Here is a 17,157-nt window from a genome sequence, read left to right on the forward strand (position 1 = left end):
GACACTCAAAGAAAATCCACCCGCAGCGGCGTAAAACTATCAATCAGCCGAACATGCGGCGACAGCACCTGAATAGTATGTAGTTTACCAGAAGGAACACAAAACATATCACCTGTCTTCAAACGTTCATCCGGCTCGCCCTCACAAAAGAATATAATTTCACCCGCAGCAACATAGGTTGTTTGTTCGTGCACATGACTATGCGGCGGGTCCGGAGCTTCCCAAGGACCATTGTTAAAGTCGATAACCACCGTCATCAATTGTTGTTCGTGGATGAGGTACCGGGTCACCCCGTCTTTTACCTGCGTTACTGCAGCCTTGTCAGCGTGAATCACGGGCATACGTGTCGTGTGTTAAAATCTGCTTCAAGGTACGCTTATCTTCCAATCTCCTAAAATCGCCTCGACGGAGTAGTTGGCGGCTTCGCCGACCGTCAGCGTATGCGCCCAGGATACACGGGTGTTGCCACTAGCACCGGGACCAGTCGAAGCGTACTCGGCATAATAGGCCGTCTTCTCTGCATCGGGCTTGTCCCAGTTGTGCCAGCCTTCCTTTTTTATCTGTTTGCCGAGGTAGCAACGTATAAATACTGTTTTCGCCCAGGGGCGCCATGGCCTGCCGAGGTAAAAGGTTCCTTCAGAAGCATCACCGGTAATATTACAGTCGAGGAAGACAAAGCCATGGCGTGTGTTCTCCAACGTAGAGGCCGCTGTGACATAACCACCCGGCTTTTTACAAAAGATGGTACAATGATCAAAGATCGCGGTAGACCAGCCGAAGATAAAATCAACGGTACCTTCTATATAGCAGTCTCTATAATATTGTCGGCTCTTCTCGCCAAAGGGATAAAGTGTATCCTGGTTGCCTAGAAAACGACAATTACGAAACATGACGCGATCACCGGCAATTCGTACAGCTACCGCCTGCCCTACCGGTCCGGCACTGTTTTCAAAGGTGATGTTTTCGGCATAGAAGTCGTCCGCAAACACAAAGAAAGAAGAAGAGCCGGTCGTGCCCATCTCCTCCCCGAAGCGATTCTTCTTGGAAGCATAGTCGTCGTAAGTTACGATCGTCCGGGTTACATCCTCACCGATAAGCCGGACGTTGATTTTGGATGTAGCCAGCGTAAGCTTCTCTTTGTAAGTCCCCCGTCGAAGCAGAATACGGGTCTCTTTCTTGCGAAAATCGGGTACAGCGTTAAAGGCTTCTTGTAGCGTACGGAAATCACCGGAACCGTCCGGGGTTACAACAAAATCGTAAGACACCCTTTCGAGCGCTTGCGTGGCTGGCTGTGCGTTACTGTGCAGGGTCAACCAGACCAATACAACCGACCAGGCTATACGATTTCTCATGCGTCAGGGCTTTACAGATGTTACGGTAAACCAATCGACGTCAGCATATCCGGCGTCGTTTGTTGAGCCAGTACGGGTGCAGAAAATGCCGGCTTTGGCACCAATCCAACGGCCGGGCTCTGCCTGAAATACCTCGCCGGTCGGCGTAAAGATTGTACCGTCTGTGCTATAGCTAAACTGACAACGCGCTTCTTTGCCCACGGTGACACGTAGGTATACCGTGTTGTCTTTCATTTTCATAATCGACTTTTCTGTCTCCGGCTTGCCACTGGGAGCATCGACGCAATGTATCTGCACCAAATATATACCCCCAGGTGTATTGCGTAACGCAAGCGCAGCGTAAGCCTGCCCGTAGATGATCAGCCCGGTGGCTTCTCCCGGTAAAGTAGGGTGTGGCAAAAAGGTGAGCTTAGTCGTGATCGTAAATTCTTCTGCGGGGAATTTCTGTAACAGAATATTGGGTACGTCCCAATAATTTCTGGCATCCCGGGGTATAGAGGCAGCATACAGGCGCAACACGCCCTTAGCAGGATACAAGAATGACCACGTAGCTTCGGGATTCGCTTGCCATTGCCACTGTAGTCCTTTGGTGACAGTATTGAAGTCATCGCTTTCAGGCGGTGCGGTGACAGATACCTTAGCTTTTCCGATATTGGGCTTTCTATACGTCAACACCGGTTCGCCCTTACCGTCGCCATCCTTATCTATGCCAATAACCGGCCAGTCGTTACGCCACTGCATGGGCTGTAGATGTACAACGCGACCATAAGGGCCTTTGTCTTGAAAATGCAGGAACCAATCCTCTCCCGTTGGCGTATCCACCCAAGCGCCCTGATGCGGACCATTGATGAGGGTAGTACCTTGATCCATGACCACACGTCGCTCATAAGGGCCGTAAATATTTCGCGCACGCAATACCAGCTGCCAGCCGGTGGATACCCCTCCAGCCGGTGCGAAAATGTAATAGTAGCCACTCCGCTTATATAACTTGGGGCCTTCGATGGTGGGATCTATACCATGGCCATCGTATACCAACGTACCAGCGTCGAGTGCATGGGCACCATCGGGGCTAAGGCGCTTGATGGCAAGAATGCTTTTTATACCAGCACGGCTTCCGGCGTAGGCGTATGCCAAATATACTTTCCCATCATCATCCCAGAGCGGGCACGGGTCGATTAGCCCTTTGCCCGCTTCCACCAATACAGGTTCGCTCCACGGACCGCTAATCTGCGCGGCGGTAGTCATGTATATCCCAAAGTCAGGATCGGGATAGTAGATATAAAACTTGCCATCGTGGTGGCGAATGGCGGGCGCCCAAACCCCATTACCATGTTGTGTTTTAGCAAAATGGTCATAGGGCGGCTGACGCGGTAACGCGTGCCCCACGAGCGACCAGTTGACGAGGTCTTTAGAATGCAACAGCGGCAGACCCGGAACGGCATCAAAGCTGGAGGCTGTCATGTAATAATCGTCGCGCACCCGGCAGACGTCGGGATCGGAGTAATCAGCGTGAAGTACAGGGTTGCGATACGTACCGTTGTTTTGATCGGCAATCCAGACCTGGGCTGTTGTTGCCCCGCTTGCCATGATCAGCGCGCATATTACTATGTACTGATTAATTCTCATTTCGTCAAATACCTTCTACTTCCCAACCTCGACCTTAACCGGCTCAGCCAACTGCGCCGCAACACCGTCGAGGTAAGCATAAAATTGCTGTTCACTTTGAATTCCCCCCGGCTCACCCGACCAGGCTGCCAGGAAATAATATTCAACTAACGTATCAGCCGGTTTAAGTTGCACAAGGTGGCTATAGGGGTCAGCCGTAAACCCTGTCTCATCCTTCGGCCTAAAGAACACAGCAAGCCCGAGATTATCATCATTCAAACTTTGCTTACCAAAAGTAGCCATGTATGCCCACCGTTTGTCGTCACCCTTTTTAGTCACTAACGGCGCCGCCTTATCTTTTACAATCCCCGTACAAAACTGCTCAGGCTTCTGCGAAAACGTTAACCGCAGATGGCTCAACCGTGTACCCGCATGAATCGATAGGTCCGCATTCACATCGTACTTCTTACTCTCCACTTGCCAGCCAGCATAGTGTGTTTGAATGGCGGAGTACACAACACCATTTTCTGAAATACGGCAACGAACACTGTCCGTCTTCTCAATTCGCACGGCCTGACCATTAGCAAGTATGGCAGGCGAACCGAGGCCCACGGCCTTACCAACCTTCATGACGTCCATACCCCAGGGCTGCAGGTGGTGATATGACTCAAACCCGTCGAGGCCTACCTGCTGGAGTACCATATCGGTTGTCTTTTTGCCGAATACGTCGATGGCATTACGCTGGTCAAGGTAAAAACGATAACCGACTTTGTCAGACTCCCAACCAGGTCCTTCATAGCGGATGAACCACGAGTGGTCCTTGTGCTCGGGCGGCACGCGCAGCGACGTAACCGGTTGAAACTTTCCCCCCATATACTCGCGGCCTTGCCACGCCCCGTCTATTTTGTGCGATAATTCTGCTTGCGTACGCTTGGGGTAATTATGCGCGATGGTGGCAGTGGGATGAAAACGAATGGTGAGTGTGCGACTGGCAGAAGGAGCCAATGTATCTAGGACTAAGGCTATACCAGCGTCAGCACCGGTGTGGTTGTATTGGCTGGGGATTTCCTTTACGCCGTCTGTTACTACGAACGCCTTGTGACTGAATTTTGGAGCGGCCTTCTTTACCTGGCTTGTGGAGATTAAGGCAAGAACCTGCCCCCGGCCAAGGTGACTGGGGTTCGTCACCTTGATGGTGAATGATTGGGGAAAGTCTTTTTTAATATCCTGGGCAAGTAGCGCTGGCGTGGGCAGCATCAATACGAGTATAAATAGCTTTTTCATAAAATTCTGTATCCTTTCATTATTGTGTCATACGCTCCAACTCAATAGAAGCTTGCATAAACGGCCCCACGCCTTTCAGGTCATCAACCCGCAGAGGCTCCCCTATATAGTAAGCAAAGGACCCATCACGATATGGCGTACCGCCGAGACCAGCCCCACTGCAGGTCTTCGTTAGATGAACGAGCCCGTCGGCATCCTTCTCAACAAAATTCTTCAACAGTCCATCATAGCCTTTCCGGGCGACCGCCTTGAAATGTTTGTCGAGGTAGCCCAGACGTGTTCCTTTCGCTATGGCATAGACAAACATACAGCTGGCAGAAGCTTCACGATAGTTACCGGCAACCGTGGGCTTATCAATGATTTGATACCACACACCGGTGTCATCCTGATATTTCTCTAATGCGGTAGACAAGCGCTGAAGAATAGCGATGATGTCTTTTCGTTTGGCATGGGTAGCGGGAAGGTAGTCGAGCACGTCCACGAGGGCCATCATGTACCAGCCCATAGCGCGGCCCCAGAACTCGGGCGACTGGCCAGTGGTGGAATTGGCCCACCGTTGTTTTTTGCTTTCGTCCCAGGCGTGGTACAGCAGGCCGGTCTTAGCATCGCGGCTGTGAGCCTCCATCCAGATAAATTGATTAGCGACGTCGTCGAAGTCTTTGTCTCGTTTAAATACCTTGGTATATTCAGCATAGAACGGCCCGCCCATATAAAGGCCGTCGAGCCACATCTGATAAGGGTAACGATGTTTATGCCAAAAGCCACCTTCCTTTGTTCGGGGTTGCCATTGCAACTGCTCGCGTAGCAGGTCTGCCGCTTTTTTATATTTCTCTTCATGCGTCTCCTGGTATAGTGTCAATAGAATGCGCCCGGGAGTGACGTGGTCGATGTTATATTCCACCAGGTCGTAAGTGCGGATAGTGCCATCCGCACGAATGAAGGCATCCATCATCTTTTTCATGTAGTCAAAATACACTTTATCCCCAGTGTAGCGCCACAGGTCGTCAAAGCCTTTTAAGGTAACGCCTTGCTCATAGTTCCAGTTGGCGGGGCGGCGGGGCTTGGTGTCGGTTGTTTCTTTCCCGTGTGTGACGTAGGGCTTCACCGTGAGTGTGTCGGGATGGATAGCCATAATGGTAGCCGCCATGCGCTGCCCCCACCCTTTTTCCTGTGCTTTACAGCAAATACTGACTAAACAAATACATACGATCCCAACCGACCGCATGAAGTTATTCCCTCGCTTCATCATATTGTCTTTTGTCTTATTTACGTCGCACGGATTTGGCCGATACGCCGTTAGTTAATGCTATATCTTTTTTAGTCCCGGCGCCATTGGCGCCGATGAGTTGTATGTCTTTAGAGCGGTTGCCGCTCACCTGCACAAACACGTCGTTGTTACCCGAGCGTACATTTTCCAGCACCAGGTCCTGGCTATCGTGTACTTCTACCACGCTTTCACTAGTGCACTGCAACGTGGCATTGCGCAACGTAACATGACTACCTTCGGTGCAGACGAACCCGATCTTGCTTTGAATGGCGATATCGGTGAGCGATATGGATTTTATATTCATTTCGGGCAGGCCGCGTACGAAGATCGCTGTTTCAGCACCTTTGCACACCACGTTCCGAATGTAAAAGTCACGAAACTGTGGCGTAGCTTCCGTGACCGGTTCAAACGCAATGGAAGGTTTGTCTTCACCGGCAAACATGGCCAGCGGATCTTTCGCCATATAGTACATATCAAATAAGATGGCCGCCCCGCCAATCCCACTCATACGTATGTTGTCAACATAAATATTCTCTACTACTCCGCCCCGTCCACGGGTTGTTTTAAAGCGCAAGCCTACATCGGTGCCCAGGAAGTTGCAGTCGGACACAAAAATATTGCGGGCACCGCCGCTCATTTCACTACCAATCACAAAACCACCATGACCGTGAAAGACCGTGCAATGTTGTACGATCACATCTTCGGTCGGCACACCGCGTTTGCGGCCTTCTTCATCGCGGCCGGATTTAATACAAATGCCATCGTCGCCAACATCAAAGGTACACTGGTCTACCAGGACATTCCGGCATGATTCGATATCCACGCCGTCGCCATTTTGGGCATTCCACGGATTACGCACAGTCAAGCCACGTAGCGTAAGATGTTGCGTAAGCAACGGATGCAGGCACCACGCCGGTGAGTTCTGAAACGTAACCCCTTCCAGCAGCACGCGCTTACACCGTACGATGCTAAGCAAGTTAGGACGCAGGAATTCCCGGATCTCTTCGGCCTTTGCTAGATCATACCCTTCGGCGACGACGCCCGGGCGCTTTACCAACGAGCCTTTCAGCGCACGCGCAGTAGGATACCAGGTATTTGCACCCTCGTTCAACACGCCGCCCGATTTTACCAGGTGTTCCCATTCAGGCGGTGGCAATTTGCTTTTCTTTACCGGACGCCAGGCGTCGCCGGCACCGTCGATCACACCGCCGCCGGTGATGGCGATATTCTCGACATCCGCTGCATACAACGGCGACTGTGCCCGGATAGCTTCCAATCCTTCCCAATTCGTCTTTACCATGGGATATTCTTCAGTACGATCCGTAAACTGCAGCACAGCGCCAGTTGACACGTGCAAATTCACATTACTTTTTAGTACCACCGGCCCCGTTAACCACAGACCCTGCGGAATTAATACAGTGCCACCACCGGCAGCAGCACAGGCCTCCACCGCACCGCGTATAGCGTCTGTGTTAGACGTAAGTCCGTCGCCACGGGCACCATACTTCTCAATATTGAATGTATCCTTGCGGAAGGCCACGTCCACGATCTTGGGCAGCTCGTATATATACTTGTTTCCCGCAGGAAATTGTTTCAATTCTTTTGCGAGATCGAGGTTTAGCGTGCGTAGGCCCGCGGCCACCAGCGACGCCATGCAGGTAGCGCCGTAACGAGTAAAATGTGTATTGTCTTCTTTGCCCTCCGGGTAATGCTCCCATACACGCGGTGGCACGTTCAGAAACATCAGCCGGGATTCCGCTACTCCCTGTTGTACAATCATATCGCGGCTGCTGGTATGCAGATCGAGTACCGGCACGCGCTGAGCTTTACCGACTTCTTTTACTACTGCGGGGTAATCGCCGTGTTGGTCTACAAAGTTGCCTTTCTCGTCAAACTTGCGCCGCATCACGGGTGTGATCAACAGCGGGTTTGCGCCCTTACTCCGGATCTCGGCGATGTAACGCTCAAGGTTCTTGCGGTAATCGGTGCGCGCCGGGGCATAGCGGCTGGTATCAGACTCTTTCGAATCATTATGCCCAAACTGTATAAACACCCAATCGCCGGGACGCAGCTTTTCATAAACGGTGCGCCAGTGTCCCAGCGTACGAAAGCTTTTTGTACTGCGACCATTCACGGCATGGTTTTCGACGCGAAGTCGGATATAATCGGGAAAGATCATGCCCCACCCTGTTTCGGGTGCCACAGACTCTGGCTTGTTGGCCATGGTGGAATCGCCGATCAGGAAGATGCGCGGGGCATCCTCTGGTGTCAGCGAACAGCACAGGATAAGCACCGTCAACGACTTTATTACAAAAGTATTTCTCATCTCACGTTAATCTTGAAAAAAAGATATCCCGCCGGGCTGCCGTGCCCTGGCGGGTATCTTTAAGTAACCCAAACAAAGAACAAATACTATACTACATACTGGTATTAATACCCGGCGTTCTGCCCATAATCTTCATTTTGATTCAGGTCAAGTGCCTTCTGCGGAATTGGACGCAACAGTTTTAGCTGGCCGTCGGCGCCTTCAAAAGCATTGATACCATTATCAAAATATTTCCGCTTGATATCCCGATTGTAAACACTCACACGCTCTACCAGCTTCCCCGTGCGTTTCAGATCCATCCAGCGGTCGTACTCGCCCAGCAATTCGCGGCCCCGCTCATCGAGAATGAAATCGAGGTTGACCACTGCTTCACTAACCTGCATTTCTGCTACTTTACCTGGCTTCGCGGCCCGGCGTCTGACCTCATTGATGCGCAACGTAGCCGTCGCTACGTCTTCGGCCTGCAAGTACGCTTCAGCCGCGATCAGGTAGGTTTCTCCCAACCGTGCCAGGTATATATCACGGGTACTGCTGCCGCCCAGCGAGAAGGTAGCGGTAGGGTCGTCGAACTTGCGTACGGCGGGCGCACTGTTGTCAATACCGACACCCGGTGTACCCATCCAAATATCGCCAAAAGGAATGATCCGCGTCTTGGCACGGCGCGCCGGATCAGCGGCACGCCAGGCCGCCGTGTCTGCCTCCCAGGACTGCGGATAGTAATAGGAAATATTCATGTTGGCCCGGTCGGCTTTCGACTTGTCGTAGAAATCATAATAACGGGGGTAAATTACATTCATAAACGTACCCTCCCAACGCGCATCATTCTCGGTAAACAAGCTATACACATAAGTCGTCGGCATGAGCTGATAGGCACGATACGGATAGCCATTTTTCGCACCCTCACCACCCATGTATGGACCAAACCAGTAGTTCTGGTTGCTGCCGTCGTTCGCGGCATCCTTGATCGAGCTCTTATCAAATTGGATGGAGAAGAGCACTTCAGAATTTTTTTCCTTCCCAGGCCAGAACAGATCCTCGAATGAGATTGTCAATGTTTTGCCGTTAATAGCCTGATCCGCATAGGCGGCCGCCTTGGTGTAGTCGTCATCTGCGGCAAAGGTCTCATACCCGCGCGTCAGGTGTACTTTGGCCAGGTAATGCAGCACCGCCGGCTTCGTAATACGACCAAAGGAAGTTGTGGTTTCCGGCACCCGCGCCAGGGCATCGGCCAAATCTTGTAAAATAAAGTCATATACTTCCGCTGCGGAGTTGCGGGCGAAGTTATACGCAGGCTCGTCGTACATTTCGGTGACGATACTTACTCCACCGAACTGCTGCACCAACAAGAAATAATAGTAGGCCCGCAGAAACTTGACTTCACCCAGGCGAATATCGCGGGTGGCCGTCTTTTCCGTTCTGTCATAGTAATATATAGCAGAATTACACCGACCAATAGCTTTGTAGCAAGCGCCGAAAAAGGTCTCTACATTCACGTCGTTGGACGACAGGTTTCGGTATTCGCTAATGCCTTCGGGCTGGGCATTGCGGCCTTCGACAAATTCGTCGGTCCCCGCCAGGAACACCCAGGGCAATTCATACACCTCCCGTAAAGATGCGTACGTACTGTTGACCAGCGCTTCATAGCCGTTGGCGGTTTTGTAGAACTCTGTATCTGAAATATTGGAGGGGTTCTCTTCGTCGAGATAATCGTTACAGTTGGCAAGTCCTGCGATCAGCAATGCTGCCATTCCTATAGTTTTAATCGTTGCTTTCATCGTCATCAGAATTTGAGGTTGACACCAAATTGATAGGTTACCGAGCTTAGTCCGCCGTTGGCGTATGTTGCATCAGCCCACTCAGGATCAAATCCGTCGTAGTCCGTGAACACAAACGGGTTCAGTACGTTGGCATACACACGCAGGCTGGAAATACGCGCGCGCTCCAGCATCGCCGCCGGTACCGTGTAGCCCAGCGTGATGTTCTTCACTTTCACAAAGCTCGCATCACGGTAAAAGCCGACGTTCTCGGTGCTCCAGTATTTACCGGAATTCTTGGGCTGTGGATATTCATTGGATACGCGGGTAGCCGTGACATTGTTCTCCTGCATGTACCAGTCTACATTGAGCTTGGAGCGGCCGCGATCTTCGAAGTTCAGAAACTCCTGGTGGAAAGGGCTGAGCACTTGTACCCCTTGCCGGCTATACAACGACGCCGACAGATCAAATGCCTTGTAAGTAATCGTCGTCGAAAAACCTCCTGTCCAGCTCGGCATCGGAGTACCGAGAATGCGGCGATCGGTCGGTGTGATCTTATTGTCATCACCAAAATCTTTCACCCGCGCCTGGCCCGGCGTCTGCGCATACTTCTTGGCTTCTTCCGCCTGGTCGGCCTGCCAGATGCCGTCGAATACGTAGTTATAATTGACATTGATGGGCTGGCCGATAAACCACTTGTTGGCGATGTCGTCTACTTTGCCGCCAACGAGCTCGACAATTTCGTTGGTGTTCTTTGCAAAGTTGAAAGTCGTCGTCCAGGTCACGGCGTCGGTGCTGACGTTTACCGTGGTGAGGGCGACTTCCACACCTTTATTGCGCACCTGACCGATGTTGTCACGCACGCGCGGGCCCGTAGGTTTTGCCGGATCTGCGGGGTCGAAGTATCCGCCGGTTTCAAAGGGAATCGACTTAGCGAGAATCACGTCTTTGGTCAATTTGTTATAGTAGTCCACCGTACCCGTAATGCGTCCACTGAACAACGAGAAATCTACCCCCGCATCGACTTCCTGCGTCCGCTCCCAGCCCAGCGAAGAACTCACAATGCCGGTGCGCGGATACCCTGCCGAAGGCGTTCCGCCGAAGTCATAATAAATGGGCGTAACCGATATATAGGTATCGTACGGATTTACATTTTGGTTATTGCCTGTCATGCCATAGCTCACGCGCAGTTTCAAGGCATCAACCTGTCGAACACCCGACATAAAGCCTTCTTCATTGATCTTCCACGCTACTGCTGCCGAGGGGAACGAGGCCCATTTGTGACCTTTTGCCAATACCGAAGCGCCATCCCAGCGGTTGGAGACTGTCAGCAAATATTTATTGCGCCAGGTATAGTTTAACCGCAACGCATAGGACATCAGCGACCATTTCTTGAAGTCCGAGTCCGAACGTTGATTCGTGGGGTCGGCCGTGGCAAGGTTTTCAAAGCCCGAGTTATACGGCAACTTCGTGGCAGACGCCAGCACGGCTTCATCACGGAACATGTTGAGTGAATACAGGCCCATCGCGTTGATGGCATGGTCGCCGATCACCTTATTATAGGTCACCTGGTTATCCCATATATAGGAGAACGATTCCAGCGTATTGATCTCGGCATCGGGCAACGTGGCCACGCGGCCTTCAGAGTTGGTGCCAAAATATTTACCCGTCTTCTCATATTTGAACCGGGGGGAGAACGACGTCCGTACGCTCAACCAGTTAATGGGTGTATATTCTATAAAGGCATTCGCCAGCGCATAATACGTACGCGTATCGTTTGACGCATTGGCCATATCTACCAGCGGGTTTACCGAGCTGGTGAAGTCTAAATATGGAAGATCTTTGCCGGGCTGCACAATGAGCGAGTCCGGGTAGTCTGTGAAGTAGGGTTTCAGCAGCGGCGACATCCGGAATGCATTTACCATGGCGTTGCTACTACCGGCTTCGCGCTCAGCAATAGAAAGGTTTACACTGCCACCCGCCGCCCAGCGATCGTTCAGCGTCTGGCTGACATTCGCCTTCAGGTTGTAACGTTTGTAATTGTCGTGTACAATGTTGCCTTCCTCCTCCTGATAGCCCATACCTAGGGTATAACCGAGCTTGTTTTCACCCATGCCGGATATGCCGATCCAGTGGTTCATCTGCCGGCCGGTACGGATCAACAGACTAGGCCAATCGGTATAATCTTTCTCGGCCACACGACGATTGAGTTCGTCTTTGTTCGTCGCATTATTGCCAATGTTGGTGTCGTATGCCTGTTTAGCCTGGATGGCGCCGGTGATATACGAATCCTGGCGGAAATTCCAGAACCTGTCACCGTCCATAAAGTCGGGCATGCGCACGGCGTCACGTACACCATAATAGCCGTCATAAGAGATCACGGCTTTCTGTTTTACGGAGGCACCGCGTTTGGTGGTGACGATGACCACCCCATAGGCACCCCGTGATCCGTAGATGGCCGTGGACGAGGCATCCTTCAGGATGTCGATGCGCTCAATGTCCTGGGGGTTGAGGAAATCAATGTTTTCGGTGATCATGCCGTCCACTACATACAGCGGTTGGCCGCCGCTGAGCGATTGTTGGCCGCGGATCTGTACTTTGAAGTTCGCACCCGGCCGGCCGGAAGGGTTTGAAATGTCTACACCCGCCACCTGGCCCTGTACGGCTTCCACCGTACCCAGCGACCCGCGCCGCACGATCTGCTCGGGGTCTACAGCAGCTACAGATCCTGTCAAATCAGTCTTCTTGACCGTACCATACCCGACAACGACCACTTCCGACAGTTGGGTGAGGTCCGATTGAAGACTAACAGACACCGTTGTCTGCGAGCCGACAGCGACCTCCTGCGGTGCATAACCAATAAAGGAGAAGACCAGGACGACGTCCTGGTTAGGAACTTGTAGACGATAGCTACCGTTTACATCGGTAGTGGTACCGGTCGTTGTACCTTTGACGATGACCGATACACCGGGTAATGGTGCGCCGTCTTCGGAGGCGGTGACAACACCGTTGACGGTAAAGTCCTGTGCATGAACCTGGAGGAAAAATATTCCCACCAGTGTAAGAGAGCAGAGAACAGCCCGACACAAGCTCCTGGCAAAGTCCCTTGCAGGCGGGGGAAAAGACTGTAAAATGTGCATCATAGGATTAGGGTTGTTTGATTGAATACACTGGCTAAAACATGTTTTTTTTAAAGATTTCTGAGACCTTTAACTCGATCGTGCAATCGTTCGTATTGCGCAATCGATTGCATTTTAGAAAGGATTTTCAAATCCTCCAAAGAATCTTTCAACTATTTTATCATCGAGACTTTTTTAACCGGAAATTTCATTGAATTACCCTTATTTTGTATGGCTTGGGACCGATACCAATAAAATCCAGCAAAAAGTAGCCCGGCCGGCGTTTCACTTTATCGCTTTTTTTTCCTTTATATTGCGCAACCGATTACACATTATGTTGCACACGTCTCGATACGCCCACCATCCCACCGCCTACAAGACCTTTACCACAGCCCAGCTTCGCGAGGCTTTTTTGGTAGAGCAAATATTTGTACCCGGTGAGATCTCTTTGGTCTATTCTCACTACGACCGCCTCATTGTCGGCGGCGCTGCACCGACCGAGCAGCCCCTCGCTCTTACTCCGATCGACGACCTGAAAGCAGACTATTTTCTGCAGCGTCGCGAGCTGGGTATCATCAACGTCGGCGGTGCCGGCGATGTACAGGTAGACGGCCAAACGTATACATTACAAAATAAAGAAGCGCTCTATGTAGGCCGCGGCGTAAAGGAAGTCTCCTTCCTGCCGGGCCCGGACAAGCCGCTATTCTATCTCAACTCCGCGCCCGCACATGCGGCATACCCGGTACGCAAAGTATCTCTTGCCGATGCCGACACCGTGGAGATCGGATCGATCGAAACGTCAAACCATCGTATCATCCGCAAGCTGTTAGTAAACAGTGTGCTCGAAACATGTCAGCTGCAAATGGGGCTGACCGAGCTCCAAAAGGGCAGCGTTTGGAACACCATGCCAGCGCATACCCACGCCCGCCGCATGGAAGCTTATTTTTACTTCGATGTGCCGGATGGCCAAACGGTGTGTCATTTTATGGGCGAACCACAAGAGACACGTCACATCTGGATGCAGAATCATCAGGCTGTATTCTCGCCGCCGTGGTCGATTCACAGCGGTGCGGGCACCAGCAATTATACCTTCATCTGGGGGATGGCTGGCGAGAATCTCGACTACAGCGATATGGACGGCGTTAAACCCAACGAGCTGCGATGAGTGCACTTTTCGATCTTTCTGGCAAGCGCGCGCTCATTACCGGTGGCACGCATGGCCTCGGCATGGCCATGGCCAAGGGCCTGGGGCAAGCAGGTGCACACCTGCTCATCAACGGTCATTCACCCGCCAAGATGGAACAAGCCCTTGCCGAGTACCGGGGCGAAGGCATTACCGCTACGGGCCATTTGTTTGACGTTACCGACGACAAAGCTGTGAACGCCGCGGTCGCTGGCATCGAAGCCGAAGTAGGCAGCATCGACATCCTCGTGAACAACGCCGGCATCATTAAGCGTACACCCATCCTGGAAATGGAAGTGGAAGATTTTAAACAGGTCATCGATGTAGACTTAGTCGGGCCTTTTATCGTTTCAAAACATGTAGGCAAATACATGGTGCAACGCAAGGCCGGCAAGATCATCAACATCTGTTCCATGATGAGCGAGCTCGGCCGCAATACAGTGACCGCCTACGCCGCCGCCAAGGGCGGCCTGAAAATGCTGACCAAAAATATGGCGACGGAGTGGGCCCGGTATAATATACAGGTGAACGGTATTGGTCCGGGCTATTTTGCTACGGAGCAGACAGCGCCCATTCGGGTGGATGGCCATCCGTTCAATGAGTTTATTCTCAATCGCACGCCGGCGGGACGGTGGGGTGACCCCGACGACCTCCGCGGCACCGCAGTATTTCTGGCATCTGCCGCGAGCGACTTCATAAACGGGCAGATTATTTACGTTGATGGTGGTATATTAGCGACCATCGGCAAGCCGGCCAACGAGGCCTAACAACGTGTACAGCATGAAGCGTCAACCATGAAGAAGGAAAAAGCGACCATACACGATATTGCCCGGAAACTGAATATTACAGCCTCCACAGTATCACGTGCCCTGAAAGATCATCCGCGCATCAGTGCCGAAACCAAGAAGGCAGTTCAAAAAACAGCCCAGAAGCTCAACTACCAGCCGAACCACATCGCCGCCGCCCTTCGCAATGGCAAAAGCAAGATCATCGGCATCATCGTACCGACAGCCGACCGGAGCTTTTTCTCATCGGTGGTGCGCGGTATTGAAGAGATTGCCAACGGCTCGCAATACAACGTAATGATCTGCCAAACATATGACAATTACGAGAAGGAAGTCGCCACGGTAGAAGCCCTGCTCAACGCACGCGTAGACGGCGTCATTGCGTCACACGGTAAAGAGACGCAAAATTTCGATCACTTCCTGAAAATAAAAGAGCGTGGCATTCCACTGATCCTCTTCGATCGTTCAAACGACGAGCTGGAAGTAAGCAGTGTTGTGATCGACGACTTCCTCGGTGCGTATAAAGCGACCGAGCACCTGATCCAACAAGGCTGTCGCCGCATCGCACACTTCACCAACACCCGCAAGATCAGCATCTTCAAAGAACGCCTCCGCGGATATCGCGAAGCATTACTCGATAACAAGCTTCCGTATGATGAAACGCTGGTAATCGAAAGCAACCTGCAGCTGGAAGACGGCCGCAGCAGCACGGAGCAACTACTGAAGTTGCGCGAACGCCCCGACGGTATATTTTCTGCCAGTGCCCTGAGCATTGTCGGCGCGCTGCAGGTGTTAAAAGAAAATAACATTGCTGTGCCCGACCAGGTGGCCCTGGTGGGATTCAGTAATGAAACCTATACTTCCTTTACCGATCCCTCGCTCAGCACCGTAGAGCAGCACAGTATGCGCATCGGCAATGCTGCCGCGGAGATCTTCCTCGAAGAGGTCAACGCAGACCAGAAAAAATTCATCCCCCAAAAGATCGTTCTCAAGCCGGAGCTCATCATCCGGCAGTCCTCTCTACGGAAGAAATAACTTTATTACATCACCCGGACAACCTATCGCTTTATGACGCATTTCCTGACCGAAGACTTTCTGCTCACAAACGATTTCGCCAAAACACTATACCACCAGTTTGCCAAGGATCTCCCCATCATTGACTACCATTGCCACCTGTCTCCACAGGACATCGCCGGCGATCGCCGGTTTGAGAACCTGACGAAGGTATGGCTGGAGGGCGATCACTATAAGTGGCGTGCCATGCGCACGCTGGGCGTTGATGAAAAGTATATCACAGGCAACGGCTCGGACGAAGATAAGTTTAAACAGTGGGCTACCACCGTGCCGTACACGATGCGAAACCCCCTTTACCACTGGACGCACCTGGAGCTGAAACGCTACTTTGGCATAGACCAGGTGCTCACGCCCGACTCGGCCGATAGTATTTACCACCAGTGCTCCGAGCAGCTTGGACAAACCGCCAATACGACCCGTGGCCTGTTGACCCGCATGAAGGTAGAGGTTGTTTGTACCACCGACGACCCGGCCGATACGCTGGAATATCATCAGCAGATCAAACGTAGCGGCTTTGCCACGACCATTCTCCCAACGTTTCGCCCCGACAAAGCTTACGCGGTGGAAAACCCGGTCACGTATAATGCCTACCTCGAAAAATTATCGGCTGCTTCCGGCGTCACCATCAGCAGCTTCACCTCGCTGATCGCCGCGCTAGAAAATCGTATCGAGTTCTTTCACAGCCTGGGTTGCAAACTTTCCGACCACGGCCTGGAGCAGCTTTACTTCCCGGAAGACAAGCAAGCCTTCTCGGCAGAAACGATCTTTGCCAGGCTCTTGAAGAAAGAAGTACTGACAAAACCCGAGATACAGTATATTAAATATGCTACACTTGTCGAGCTGGGCCGTCGTTATCATCAGAAAGGTTGGGCCCAGCAATTCCACCTAGGTGCGCTGCGCAATACCAATGAGCGCATGCTGCGCATCCTGGGACCCGACACGGGCTTTGACTCGATCGGCGACTATACGCAGGCCGTGGCCCTGGCCCGGTTCCTGAATGAGCTGGACAGCACCAACCAGCTGGCGAAGACCATCCTGTATAACCTTAACCCGGGTGACAATGAAGTGATGGGTACCATGATCGGTAACTTCAACGACGGCTCCATCAAGGGTAAGATTCAGTTCGGTTCGGCGTGGTGGTTCCTCGACCAGAAAGACGGGATGGAGAAACAGATCAATGCCCTTTCCAATATGGGCTTGCTCAGCTGCTTCATCGGGATGTTGACCGACTCGCGTAGCTTCCTCTCGTTTCCGCGTCACGAGTACTTCCGCCGCATCCTTTGCAACCTGATCGGCCGCGATGTAACCAACGGTGAGCTACCCGCCGATGAAAAATGGTTGGGTAAGATTGTCTCGGATATCTGCTACCACAACGCTAAAAACTACTTCAACTTCTAACGCTCTAACC

Annotated in this window: 12 protein-coding genes; 4 read left to right on the forward strand and 8 right to left on the reverse strand. The window is 52.1% G+C overall.

The window, feature by feature from the left end:
* Positions 1-5: 5 nt before the first annotated feature.
* From K7P01_RS03845 to K7P01_RS03880, 8 genes are all read right to left on the reverse strand, one after another.
* Positions 6-341, reverse strand: a complete 336-nt coding sequence (locus tag K7P01_RS03845; protein ID WP_267290013.1) for a cupin domain-containing protein — start codon at positions 339-341, stop codon at positions 6-8.
* Positions 342-365: 24 nt separating this feature from the next.
* Positions 366-1,352, reverse strand: coding sequence for a pectinesterase family protein (locus K7P01_RS03850; RefSeq protein WP_267290015.1), 987 nt, complete (start codon positions 1,350-1,352; stop codon positions 366-368).
* A gap of 3 nt (positions 1,353-1,355) precedes the next feature.
* Positions 1,356-2,939, reverse strand: coding sequence for a glycoside hydrolase family 43 protein (locus tag K7P01_RS03855; RefSeq protein WP_267290017.1), 1,584 nt, complete (start codon positions 2,937-2,939; stop codon positions 1,356-1,358).
* Between the two features lie 54 nt (positions 2,940-2,993).
* The gene (locus K7P01_RS03860; RefSeq protein WP_267290019.1) at positions 2,994-4,241 is read right to left on the reverse strand and encodes a DUF4861 domain-containing protein; all 1,248 of its coding nucleotides are present in this window, start codon (positions 4,239-4,241) and stop codon (positions 2,994-2,996) included.
* A gap of 19 nt (positions 4,242-4,260) precedes the next feature.
* Positions 4,261-5,388, reverse strand: a complete 1,128-nt coding sequence (locus K7P01_RS03865) for a glycoside hydrolase family 88/105 protein (protein WP_267290021.1) — start codon at positions 5,386-5,388, stop codon at positions 4,261-4,263.
* Positions 5,389-5,503: 115 nt separating this feature from the next.
* Positions 5,504-7,834 (reverse strand): glycosyl hydrolase family 28 protein, encoded by a 2,331-nt coding sequence (locus K7P01_RS03870; protein WP_267290023.1) that lies wholly within the window; start codon positions 7,832-7,834, stop codon positions 5,504-5,506.
* Positions 7,835-7,938: 104 nt separating this feature from the next.
* On the reverse strand, positions 7,939-9,609 hold the full coding sequence (locus tag K7P01_RS03875; RefSeq protein ID WP_267290025.1) for a RagB/SusD family nutrient uptake outer membrane protein: 1,671 nt from the start codon (positions 9,607-9,609) through the stop codon (positions 7,939-7,941).
* Positions 9,610-9,614: 5 nt separating this feature from the next.
* Entirely contained in the window at positions 9,615-12,731 is a 3,117-nt protein-coding gene (locus tag K7P01_RS03880; RefSeq protein ID WP_267290027.1) for a SusC/RagA family TonB-linked outer membrane protein, read from the reverse strand.
* Positions 12,732-13,041: 310 nt separating this feature from the next.
* Between K7P01_RS03880 and kduI the strand changes: the two genes are divergently transcribed.
* The 4 genes from kduI to uxaC are packed head-to-tail and all read left to right on the forward strand — an operon-like array spanning position 13,042 to position 17,147.
* On the forward strand, positions 13,042-13,872 hold the full coding sequence (kduI, locus tag K7P01_RS03885) for a 5-dehydro-4-deoxy-D-glucuronate isomerase (protein ID WP_267290029.1): 831 nt from the start codon (positions 13,042-13,044) through the stop codon (positions 13,870-13,872).
* Entirely contained in the window at positions 13,869-14,657 is a 789-nt protein-coding gene (locus K7P01_RS03890; RefSeq protein WP_267290031.1) for a gluconate 5-dehydrogenase, read from the forward strand. The genes kduI and K7P01_RS03890 overlap by 4 nt, the downstream gene beginning before the upstream one ends.
* Before the next feature lie 27 nt (positions 14,658-14,684).
* Positions 14,685-15,710, forward strand: coding sequence for a LacI family DNA-binding transcriptional regulator (locus tag K7P01_RS03895; protein WP_267290033.1), 1,026 nt, complete (start codon positions 14,685-14,687; stop codon positions 15,708-15,710).
* A 33-nt stretch (positions 15,711-15,743) separates the two neighbouring features.
* The gene (gene uxaC, locus K7P01_RS03900) at positions 15,744-17,147 is read left to right on the forward strand and encodes a glucuronate isomerase (protein WP_267290035.1); all 1,404 of its coding nucleotides are present in this window, start codon (positions 15,744-15,746) and stop codon (positions 17,145-17,147) included.
* The last annotated feature ends 10 nt before the right edge of the window (positions 17,148-17,157 follow it).

Origin of the sequence: Parachryseolinea silvisoli, from assembly GCF_021190955.1 — a bacterium.
In the GTDB taxonomy this organism is placed as follows: Bacteria; Bacteroidota; Bacteroidia; order Cytophagales; family Cyclobacteriaceae; genus Ohtaekwangia; species Ohtaekwangia silvisoli.

Bases quoted from the DNA above. Each gene is read 5' to 3' on its own strand.
- K7P01_RS03860 (WP_267290019.1), bottom strand. From the start codon at position 4,241: ATGAAAAAGCTATTTATACTCGTATTGATGCTGCCCACGCCAGCGCTA.
- K7P01_RS03855 (WP_267290017.1), bottom strand. From the start codon at position 2,939: ATGGCAAGCGGGGCAACAACAGCCCAGGTCTGGATTGCCGATCAAAAC.
- kduI (WP_267290029.1), top strand. From the start codon at position 13,042: ATGTTGCACACGTCTCGATACGCCCACCATCCCACCGCCTACAAGACC.
- K7P01_RS03870 (WP_267290023.1), bottom strand. From the start codon at position 7,834: ATGAGAAATACTTTTGTAATAAAGTCGTTGACGGTGCTTATCCTGTGC.
- uxaC (WP_267290035.1), top strand. From the start codon at position 15,744: ATGACGCATTTCCTGACCGAAGACTTTCTGCTCACAAACGATTTCGCC.
- K7P01_RS03880 (WP_267290027.1), bottom strand. From the start codon at position 12,731: ATGATGCACATTTTACAGTCTTTTCCCCCGCCTGCAAGGGACTTTGCC.
- K7P01_RS03890 (WP_267290031.1), top strand. From the start codon at position 13,869: ATGAGTGCACTTTTCGATCTTTCTGGCAAGCGCGCGCTCATTACCGGT.
- K7P01_RS03865 (WP_267290021.1), bottom strand. From the start codon at position 5,388: ATGGCGGCTACCATTATGGCTATCCATCCCGACACACTCACGGTGAAG.
- K7P01_RS03850 (WP_267290015.1), bottom strand. From the start codon at position 1,352: ATGAGAAATCGTATAGCCTGGTCGGTTGTATTGGTCTGGTTGACCCTG.
- K7P01_RS03875 (WP_267290025.1), bottom strand. From the start codon at position 9,609: ATGAAAGCAACGATTAAAACTATAGGAATGGCAGCATTGCTGATCGCA.
- K7P01_RS03895 (WP_267290033.1), top strand. From the start codon at position 14,685: ATGAAGAAGGAAAAAGCGACCATACACGATATTGCCCGGAAACTGAAT.
- K7P01_RS03845 (WP_267290013.1), bottom strand. From the start codon at position 341: ATGCCCGTGATTCACGCTGACAAGGCTGCAGTAACGCAGGTAAAAGAC.